Origin of the sequence: uncultured Novosphingobium sp. (genome assembly GCF_964277725.1) — a bacterium.
GTDB lineage: Bacteria > Pseudomonadota > Alphaproteobacteria > Sphingomonadales > Sphingomonadaceae > Novosphingobium > Novosphingobium fluoreni.
The window spans coordinates 1-9,945 of sequence record NZ_CAXYKL010000170.1; the positions used below are offsets into that span (position 1 = coordinate 1).

9 protein-coding genes and 1 pseudogene are annotated in these 9,945 nt (G+C 63.5%); 7 read left to right on the plus strand and 3 right to left on the minus strand.

The window, feature by feature from the left end:
- The 6 genes and pseudogenes from ACHWRX_RS09735 to ACHWRX_RS09760 all read left to right on the plus strand — a co-directional run.
- Window positions 1–449: pseudogene (locus ACHWRX_RS09735) on the plus strand (type 1 glutamine amidotransferase); the annotation flags it as partial.
- An 85-nt stretch (window positions 450–534) separates the two neighbouring features.
- On the plus strand, window positions 535–1,191 hold the full coding sequence (locus ACHWRX_RS09740; protein WP_394659041.1) for a TetR/AcrR family transcriptional regulator: 657 nt from the start codon (window positions 535–537) through the stop codon (window positions 1,189–1,191).
- A gap of 116 nt (window positions 1,192–1,307) precedes the next feature.
- Window positions 1,308–2,108, plus strand: a complete 801-nt coding sequence (locus ACHWRX_RS09745; protein WP_288416783.1) for an SDR family NAD(P)-dependent oxidoreductase — start codon at window positions 1,308–1,310, stop codon at window positions 2,106–2,108.
- 74 nt (window positions 2,109–2,182) lie between these two features.
- Window positions 2,183–2,611, plus strand: coding sequence for a nuclear transport factor 2 family protein (locus tag ACHWRX_RS09750; RefSeq protein WP_394659042.1), 429 nt, complete (start codon window positions 2,183–2,185; stop codon window positions 2,609–2,611).
- Window positions 2,608–3,588 carry an SDR family NAD(P)-dependent oxidoreductase gene (locus ACHWRX_RS09755; RefSeq protein ID WP_394659043.1) on the plus strand — a complete coding sequence of 327 codons (981 nt, stop codon included), beginning with the start codon at window positions 2,608–2,610 and terminating at the stop codon, window positions 3,586–3,588. Before ACHWRX_RS09750 ends, ACHWRX_RS09755 begins: the two co-directional genes overlap by 4 nt.
- A 56-nt stretch (window positions 3,589–3,644) precedes the next feature.
- On the plus strand, window positions 3,645–4,475 hold the full coding sequence (locus ACHWRX_RS09760; protein ID WP_394659044.1) for a sugar phosphate isomerase/epimerase family protein: 831 nt from the start codon (window positions 3,645–3,647) through the stop codon (window positions 4,473–4,475).
- Window positions 4,476–4,478: 3 nt separating this feature from the next.
- Here ACHWRX_RS09760 and ACHWRX_RS09765 read toward each other — a convergent pair whose 3' ends face one another.
- On the minus strand, window positions 4,479–5,408 hold the full coding sequence (locus tag ACHWRX_RS09765; RefSeq protein WP_394659045.1) for a LysR family transcriptional regulator: 930 nt from the start codon (window positions 5,406–5,408) through the stop codon (window positions 4,479–4,481).
- A gap of 112 nt (window positions 5,409–5,520) precedes the next feature.
- Here ACHWRX_RS09765 and ACHWRX_RS09770 point away from each other — a divergent pair, with 112 nt between their 5' ends.
- On the plus strand, window positions 5,521–6,219 hold the full coding sequence (locus ACHWRX_RS09770; protein ID WP_058735790.1) for a pirin family protein: 699 nt from the start codon (window positions 5,521–5,523) through the stop codon (window positions 6,217–6,219).
- A 57-nt stretch (window positions 6,220–6,276) separates the two neighbouring features.
- Here the strand turns inward: ACHWRX_RS09770 and ACHWRX_RS09775 are convergent, their stop codons facing one another.
- On the minus strand, window positions 6,277–6,912 hold the full coding sequence (locus ACHWRX_RS09775; protein WP_394659046.1) for a DedA family protein: 636 nt from the start codon (window positions 6,910–6,912) through the stop codon (window positions 6,277–6,279).
- Between the two features lie 206 nt (window positions 6,913–7,118).
- Window positions 7,119–9,945: glycosyltransferase (locus ACHWRX_RS09780; protein WP_394659047.1), on the minus strand; the 2,827-nt coding region annotated here is incomplete at its 5' end.

Below are 9,945 nucleotides of genomic sequence, written 5' to 3' on the forward strand. Positions count from 1 at the left end.
CCGCTACCCCGGCTGGAAAGGATCATCCTTTGCTGACCGGCAGGCCAGGTTCCTGGGATGCGCTGGCGATCCATGGCGATGAAGTGGAGGCGCTGCCGCCCGGTGGCGTCCTGCTAGCCTCGAACGAAGCCACCCAAGTCCAGGCGGCGGAGATACGCCATGATCGCGGGGTGTTCTGGGGCGTGCAATATCATCCGGAACTGGCGCTGGGCGAAGTGGCGGTATCGCTGCAAGGCCAGGCCGAGGACCTGATCGAAGCAGGTCTGGCTCATAGCGAAGAGGATGTGAACGCCATGTCCCGCCGGTTCACCGCACTGCATCGCAATCCGGAAGATCGCGCGCTGAGATGGCAACTCGGCGTTGATGCGGAAACCGCCGAGGAGGACCGGCGGCGCCGTGAGATCATCAACTTCATAAACCACGCGCCCGCCCTTCGTAACGGCGGCTGACCGGTCGTTCACCAACCAGGAGTGTACTGGCGCACCGGCCACACCGATTGCGGTCTTGGCAAAATCGGCATAGCGCTATGCCGCGATGGATGGTCCGACCAAGCTGCAGCGCAAACCTTTGACATCCCCGCGCCGGGGCCGGCCGCTGAAATCGGAAGCGGAAGAGCGCCAGAACCGCCTGCTGGATTACGCGCTGCTGCGGTTTCAGGAGGAAGGCTATCGCAATGTCTCGGTGGATGACCTTGCCTCCGGATTTGGTGTCAGCAAGTCCACTATTTATCTGCGATATGGCAGCAAGGCTGGCTTGATGAGGGCGGCAATGTTGCGGGCCACTCCGCTTGCCACCGTTCCCATGAGCAAGATCGATATAGACCCTGCGCGCCGCCCTGTTGATGTGTTGCGCGATTTTGCTCGGGTCTTCAGTCGTTACGTCAACGATCCGCCGATCAGGGCCTTGTGGCAGGCGGTGACGGAGGCCCGCGGGGAAATCGCATCATGGGAAACGATCGTGGCGGAGGAAACCGAAAAGATCATCCTGCCGGTCGCGCTTTATCTGAAATATCTGCGTGTAGCGGGACTGGCCGATATCGATGACGAGCACCAAGTCGCCAGCTATTTTTTTGACCTGACCGGCAGCGGCTTTGGCCGGTTTCTGGGCCCCCCGCTCGATAAGGAACAGCAAAGTGCGTCCAACGAAGCGGCCATCGCGTTTTTTGGTCGCGGCATCGGCCTCAAGATCTGACGGGGAGAGTTGGCGGCCGTTGGCGGCAGATCGGAGCATAGGCTCGATCTGCGGACTTGCACAATCGAAACTCTGGTTCGATTATGGCAGGCGAATCAAGACGCATGGAGGGATGTTTGGGCCGTCTGCAAGGTAAGCGCGCGATCGTGATGGGCGCGACGCGTGAAGGCAACATGGGTCAGGCAATTGCCAAGCGCTTCGTCGATGAGGGCGCAACGGTTGTCGTTTCCGGTCGCGGTGCGGGCGGGCTTGAGGACTTCGCTGGCAAATACGGCGCTATCGCGGTGCCCGCAGACATCTCTTCCAAGGAGTCCGTATTTTCGCTGTTCGAACAGGCAGAGAAGGCCATGGGCGGCGTCGATATCGCGGTGAACGCAGCAGCGACTGGCCAGTACGGGCCTTTCGAAGATACGCCGGAATCCGAGCTGGACGAGATGTTGAACATCATCTTCAAAGGTGGCTTCTTCTTCATGCAAGCTGCGGTCGGCGCGATGAAGCGCGCCGGTGGCGGCGCGATCGCCGTCGTCACTTCGCAAGTCGCCACGATGATGTTCGAAAATCACGCACCGTATATGGGCGCGAAGGCTGGTATCGAACACGTTACACGCACGGTCGCCAATGAATTCGGCCAGTTCGGCATCCGCGCCAATGTCATTGCCCCGGGCATGACCGTGACGCCGATGACGGCCGGAATGCTGGCGCCTGGCATGGTGGAGGCTTTCGCCAGCGAAACGCCGCTGGGCCGGATCAACACCGTGGAAGACATCGCGGCGGCCACCCTGTTCGCCGTCTCCGACGAATGCTTCATGACTGGTCAGACCTTCCACACGACCGGCGGCATAACCCTGCGGCGTCTACCTATGGCGTCGGAGATCGGCGCGGCGATCGAGAGTGCGACAAAAAAGCAGGCTGGATAATCGCGCTGCTTTCTGGCTCAGCGGAAGTTTAACGAAGAGTTTGCCCACAACGTTCTGACTACAAGAGGCGACCCTTGGAACTTGCTGAAAAGCTGGATGCGGTGGAGGAAATAAAGAAGCTGAAGGCTCGATATTTTCGCTTCGTCGATACGAAGCAATTCGATGCCTTCCGCGACCTGTTTCTGCCCGAAGCGCGTTTTGACGGAGAGGGCGCCGGCATGGGCCCGATCGCCGATCGGGATGCATTCATCGCGCAAAGCATCGCCGGTTTGACGGGGTGCGTCAGCGTTCACCACGGCCATTGCCCGGAAGTCGAACTGGATAGCGAGACAACGGCGACGGGCATTTGGGCGATGGAGGATATGCTCCAGTGGGAGGCGGGCCCGGTTCGCTCGCTGCACGGCATGGGGCATTATCATGAGACTTACGAAAAGCGCGACGGCCGCTGGTACATCGCATCCTGGCAACTGAAGCGCCTTAGGGTCGACATGGTGCCCGCGTGAGCGAGGCGATCCGCTTCGATGGGCGTGTGGCGATCGTCACCGGTGCCGGGAACGGCCTGGGCCGGGATTATGCGCTCAACCTGGCGGCGCGCGGTGCGAAGGTCGTAGTGAACGATCTGGGCACGGACACCCGCGGCAACCTGCTGCCATTGGGAGAGAGCGGCGCGGACAAAGTGGTCGCGCAAATCCGCGCGGCAGGGGGTGTGGCGGTCGCCTGTCATGAAAGCTGCGCTACGCGATCGGGCGGTAACGCGATCGCACAGGTGGCGCTCGACAGCTTTGGCCGTATCGACATATTCATCCATAACGCCGGCTTCCTGCGGAACGGGCCGTTCGAGACGCTGACGGACGAGCATATCCGGGCGATCGTGGATGTTCACCTGATGGCGGGCTTCTATGTCGGCCAGCCCGCGTTCGCCGCGATGAAGCGGCAGGGCTATGGACGCATCCTGCTGACGAGCTCGGCGTCCGCGCTTTTCGGCATGCCATGGCAGAGCAATTATGCCGCGGCGAAGATAGGGCTGGCGGGGCTGGTCAACGTGCTGGCGCTGGAAGGCGCGCAGCATGGCATTACGGCTAACGGGCTTCTTCCAGCCGGTTCGGGACGGCTTGGCCAGGATACCGATCTGGACTGGCCAGCCGGAGCGTTCGACAAGCTGCCGGCCGGAATGGACCGGATCGCACCGGCCATGCACAACGATTATGTGACACCGATGGCGCTGTGGCTTGTCAGCGAACAGTGCCAGGCCACGCATTCGCTTTACAGCGCGACGGCGGGGCGCTTCGCCAAGGTCTTTATCGGTGCCGCCAAGGGCTGGCTGGCCGATGCCCAGCAGCCGCCCAGTGCCGAGGATATCGGCGTTCATTTCACCACGATCGAGGACATCTCGCAGTTCGACACCCCCCTTAGCGTCGTAGAAGAATTCGGCCCGATCGCGGCCGCCCGCTTGGCACAAGAGGGTGCACAATCACGATAGACCGCGCAGGCCGCGATACGACGGCAGCCGGTAAAATATATGGAGAGGATGGTACTATGCCAAAGCTTGGTCTTGAATTTCTGGGGGCCTTTGGCCTCTCGCCGGTGGAACTGGTCGGTATCGCGGCCGATCTGGATTGTCAGTTCATCTCAACGATCATGGAGCCGATGGACTACAATCCGGAGGGGCATGCTCGATGGTCTCTGCGTCAGGACCCGAAATTGGTCCAGGAATTGAGGGCGGCAGCGCGGGATACCGGGGTCGAGATCGGCCTGGGCGATGGTTTCGCCTTGCTGGCCGATCTGGACGTGCGCGAGGCTTACGCCCGTGATCTGGACATTCATGTCGAAATAGGAACCCGCCGGATCAACACGATCAGCTTCGATCCCGACGTGGAGCGAACCATGGATCAGTTTTGCCAGATCACGGAAATGGCAACGGCAAGAGGAATCGAAATCACGACAGAGTTCTGCCCGATTGCCGCGATCGCGACCTTGGATATGGCGAAACGCACGGTCGATAAGGCCGGGCCGCCAGCCACGATTCTTCTGGACACTATGCACTTTCACCGCTCCGGCGCCACGACAGACGAGTTGCGCGCGATGGATAAGAAGCTGATCGGCCATATCCAGCTTTGCGATGTTCCGCAGACGCCGCTGTTCGATGATTACATGGAGGAGGCGTTGTACGAGCGTGGCATTCCGGGGGACGGCGTGGCTCCGCTCTCCGAAATCCTGGCGGCGCTGCCCCAGGTCGAATACATCGGCCTCGAAATGCCGCTGCGCTCGCTGATGGAGCAGGGGGTGGGCGTTAAAGACCGCATGGCGCGCTGCGTGGCGGGCGCGCGGAAGGTGATGGCAGGGGCCGCTGCGCTAGAGCAGGCATAAGGTTCAAAGATCGCCCAGGGCCGGATCTTCCACATCGTTGCGGCCCTCTGCCACGAACTGTTCCAGCAGCCATGAGGCAGCCGGGCCGGGCGGCGTGTCGCGCCGCCAGATGCCGCCGAAGCGATAGGTGCCGCCCGTATGGTCCGGCATCGCCAGCTGGACCAGCGCACCCGATTGCAGGTCTCCCTGGATCATCGGGCCGGGCATGTTGCCCCACCCGATCCCTTCGCGCAGCAGCGCGTGCTTGGCGCTGAGATCGGCCAGTCGCCAGGTCTTGTGGCTGACCACCGAGAAGTCCCGCCCCTCGGTGAAGCGGGAGCGATCGGTCAGCACCAGCTGGGTGTAGCCCCGGCCAGCGCCTGGCGGGATCTTCGCCATGCGGCCTAGCGGATGGTCCGGAGCGGCGACGGGCACCATCGTAATCAGCCCGGCGGCAATGCATTCCAGGCCTTCGACCCCGGCGGCAAGCGGTCCCGAGATGCCGACCACCGCCGTGCCGTCCAGCACCATCGCGGCGATCGCCCCCAGCGCCTCCACATGAAGGCGTAGCGACACGGTGGGGAATTCTCGCGCGAAGGCTCTCAACACGCGCCCGACCCTTTCGGATGGCACCATGACGTCGATCGCCAGGTCGACCTCCGCCTCCAAACCTTGCAGCAGCCCACGGACTTTGGCGCGCAGGCCGTCGATCCCTTCGCTGACCGCGCGAGACTCCGCCAGAACCGCGCGGCCGGCCACCGTCAGCTTGGGCTTGCGGGTACCCTCCCGATCGAACAGCGTCACGCCCAGTTGCGCTTCCAGATTGGCGATGCCGTAGCTGATCACCGACACCGCCCGGTTCAGCTTGCGCCCTGCCCCGGCGAAACTGCCTTCGTCCACGATCGCCAGAAAGATCCGCAGTTGGTCGAAGGTGGGATTTCCGGGGTTGCTCACTATTCAACTCTCTCTAACAAACCGATGCAGTTTATCCCTCTGTCTGGAAGAGTGCGCAAGGCCCATATGGGTTGAGCAAGCCGGCGCCATTCGCCGGCGCCGGAGAACTTCCATGATCGACCTTCGTCCTTTCGATACGCTGGGCGGCGCCAATCACGGCTGGCTCGATGCCAAGCATCACTTCTCGTTCGCCAGCTACTACGATCCTGCGCGCCAGCAGTGGGGCAATCTACGCGTCTGGAACGACGACGCCATTGCACCCAAGACCGGTTTCCCGCCCCATCCACATCGCGACATGGAGATCATCACTTACGTGCGCGAAGGTGCGATCACGCATCAGGACAATCTGGGCAATCGCGGCCGGACCGAGGCGGGGGATGTGCAGGTCATGAGCGCGGGCACCGGCATCCAGCACTCCGAATACAATATGGAGGATGTGACCACGCGGATCTTCCAGATCTGGATCATGCCGACCCGCGCCGGTGAAGCGCCGCAATGGGGTGCCAAGCCCTTCCCCAAGGGTGAGCGTTCCGGCCAGTTCGTGACGCTGGCGAGCGGCTATGAAAACGACAATGACGCCTTGCCGATCCGCACCGATGCACGCGTGGTGGGTGCCACCATCAAGGCGGGTGAGACGGTGGAGTATCCACTTGGCGCGGATCGCAAAGCCTACCTCGTTCCCGCGACGGGGGCGGTGGAGATCGATGGCGTGCGGGTGAATACCCGCGACGGCGCGGCGATCAGCGACCTGGAAGTGTTGCGGGTCACCGCGATCGAGGACTCCGAAATCGTCCTGGTCGACGCCGCCTGATCATCATGGGCTGCGGGATGCCTTCGGGCGTTCCGCAGCTATTTTCTGGCGGCGCTGTCAGCGTGAGCCGCGTTTGCGCTTCTTTCCCAACACTTTCGTCGTCAACGTTGTCGCCAGGCCGGTGAAGAGCAGCACACCCACGCCGAAGGCCAGGATGTGCCACTCGTCGATCTTCAGGCCGGGGCCCATCGTGCGCGCGGCGATGATGCCGGGGAGGAACATCAACGGCACCCACAACACTGCCGAGACGATGTTGGCGATCTGAAACGGCCGCTTCGCCATTTCAACGACCCCCGCCACCAGCGGCACGGTGGCGCGGATCGGCCCGAGAAACCGGCCCATCAGGACGGCCTTGAAGCCATGGCGGCGAAAGAACAGCCGGGTGCGCGCCACCATCGGGCGATGGTTCTTCAGCGGCCAGCGATAATAGATGCGCGGGCCGATCCGCCGGCCCATCCAGTACGAGACCCAATCACCCACGATCGCCCCGGCGATGGCCCAAAGGATAATCGGTGCGGGATCGAGCACGCCCGCGCCGATCAGGCCGCCGATCGCCAGCATGACCGTAGTGGCCGGAATGAATAGACCGATCACCGCCATCGATTCGCCAAAGGACAGCGCCCCGATGATCGGCCCGGCCCAGAAGCCATGCGCGGCGATGGTGGTCGTCAGCCCGGAGGTTAGATCGCCCATGCGGCGCCTTGCTCGGTAAGCGCGGGCAGGCGGTTGGGCCTTGCAAAATGCGGATCGGGAACGGCGGTCAGGTGCACGGCAGGCCTATAGGCGGGAAGGGGATCGTTTGAATAGCGCTGGATCGTAACCACGCCGTAAAGCAATGTTTCCTTACCGATGCGCCGGTCAAGCCGGACCGGGCGAGCGGTGCGGCGATTGCGGGGAGATCAGGCGGGCTGCGCGGTGACGGGAGTGGCGGCGGGCATCTCGCCTTCGGGCTTGGCGTCTGCCGAAACGCGGCCAGTACGCTCCAGCTTTCCCCAGCCCACGATCCATCCGCCCACGGCAGCGGCGATGGCGCGAAGCACCACCCAGTACATGATCTGGCGATAGACCAGCCGCTGCGCGATCAGCAGGTGCGCGGGATAGCGTACGCCGCGATCGTCCAGGCGATAGGCGATCCAGCCGCACAGCACATCGATGGTCACAAAGGCTATCCAGTAGATCCCCATCAGACCCACGTCACCGCGCGTCTGCACCCAGCCGTGCGCCTGGATGCGCAGGGAGGTGCTGATGATTGAAAGCAGCAGGGTCAGGTCGATCAGCGGCGAGATCGCGGCGAAACCGATCTGGAACAGCCAGGCCTGGGGCAGCCCGATCATGCCCAGGCCCCAAGGCTTGCGGCGGCGCAGCGCGGCGCGGTGCTTCCACAGGCATTGGAGCGTGCCGAACGCCCAGCGGAACCGCTGCTTGGCCAGCGCGGCGAAGCTTTCGGGCGCTTCGGTCCAGGCGACGGCGCGCGGGTCGAACGTGACGCGCCAGCCCGCGCGCTGGATGGCTATGGTCAGGTCCTGATCCTCGGCCAGGGTATCCTCGGGATAGCCGCCCACGGCATCGAGCGCCGCGCGCCGCCATGCGCCCACAGCGCCTGGCACCACCGTCATCGCGTCAAACCCGGCGAGTGCGCGCCGTTCGAGATTTTGCGCGGTGATGTATTCGACGGCCTGCCAGCGCGTCACCAGATTGACCCGGTTGCCGACGCGCGCATCGCCGGCGACCGCGCCCAACCGGGGATCGGCAAACCAGCGGACCAGGCGGCGGATCGTCTCCGCCTCGAACTGGGTATCGGCATCAAGGGCGATGATCACCTCGCCCGTGGCATCCTGAAGCGCGCGATTGAGCGCGGCGGCCTTGCCACCATTCACCAGCGTCAGCAGCGTGACACGCGGATTTCCGCCAAAGGCCGCCCGCACGACATTGCTGGTGTCATCCTTGGAGCCGTCATCGACTACGATCACCTGCAAGTCAGGATAATCGCTGGCGAGCACGCGGCTGACCGAGGAGACGATTACCCGCTCCTCATTGTAAGCCGGGATGATCACCGACACGCTGGGCTCATGGACGGGTGGCTCGCCGCGCTTGCGGCGGCTTTGCAGCCACGCCAGCCCGGTCATGATCACGGCGCGGGCGATTCCCAGCGAAATTGCGAGGTAGAACAGCCAGGCCAGCATCGCACCCACCGTCATCATCACGACGAAGGCCATTACGTCTATGCGCACGGCGGCCAGATCGGTGCGGGAGATCGCGGGCATCGCCTGCGCGGGTGATATGCCGGCAAGCTGGGACGCAGTGGTGAACTGATAGCCTTGCGCCTTTAGCGCCGCGATGATGCGCGGCAGGGCGGCCACCGTCTGCGAACGATCGCCGCCGCCATCGTGTAGCAGGATGACGTTCATCGTGTTTTCGGCCGTGGCGGAATGCACCTGGTCCAGCACCTGCTGGACGATGGCATCCGTGCCCGGCCGCTGCCAATCGTTGGGATCGACGTGCAGCCCCACGATCGTATATCCGGCCTTCTGGGCTTCCAGCGCGGGGCCCAGTTCATCAGGAGTGGAAGGCTCCGCGTCACCGAAGTAAGGCGCGCGAAACAAGGTCATGCTCCGCCCGGTATAGGCTTCCACCAGTCGCTGCGTGGTGTTCAGTTGCAGGCTGGTTTCGCGCGCGCCGGCATCGGCCAAATTGGGGTGCGTGTAGGTGTGATTGCCCAGTTCATCGCCATCGGCGATGATGCGCTTGAGTAGGCCGGGGTTGTCCAGCCCATACTCGCCGATGACGAAAAACGTCGCTGGCACGTGCGCGGTTTCCAGTTCTGAGAGGATCTGCGGCGTCCATTTGGGATCGGGCCCATCATCGAAGGTGAGCGCCAGCAGCTTGGGATTGCCGCCGCCCGCGCGATGAACGACGTAAGGCGTCGGCAGGCTTTGGAACTGTTCCTGCGTGATCAGGCCATTGGGCGCGAAGGTGGTGGTGCGATGCCCTTCGCGCGGGGTGGCGGTGATGCGAAGGATTTCTCCGGCGCCCTCCACATCCGCGCTGCTGACAGACGTCGCTAGGGAGAGATCGGGGCGGGTACCCTTGCGAAAGGCGTGCAGGTCTTTCCAGAATCCGCTGTCTTCGGTGCCCAGCCGCCACATCGCCAGGTCCTGCAAGCCCATTTGCTTCAGGATCGTCATCTGGTTCCAGCTGGCCGCGGCATCCAGCATCCACACGGTGTGCTTCTCGCCATCCTCGTCATAGGCAAAGCCGGAATTGCCACTGGCGGGATCGAAGACGACCGGGGCGTTGCTGTCATGCGAGGCAAGCCAGGCGTCCTCGATCGCCAGGGCATCGGCTTGCTTGCCGTGCCAGTCATAGCCATAGCTGCCCAGCGCCACGACCAGCTTCGAGCGGCCGACGAGCCCGATGGCGCGCTGCACTTCCCGCGCGAACCAGTCCTGCGCCGCGATCGGACCTGCTTCGCCGCCGCTCCAGTGCTGATCATAAGCCATCAGGATGATCTTGTCGGAAGCCGCGGTGATCGCCCCGAGCGGCCAAGCCTCGTCCTCGGCCGGAACGGTAACGGCGATCAGCGAACCGCTGGGCAGCGCGGTGCGCAGCTGGCGGATGAAGGCGACGTAGTCGGTCATGGCCGTTTCGGGCAAAGCCTCGAAGTCCAGCACCAGGCCCTTTTCATGCCGTTCAGCCACCATCTTGCCCAGTTGCCGGGCAACGGCG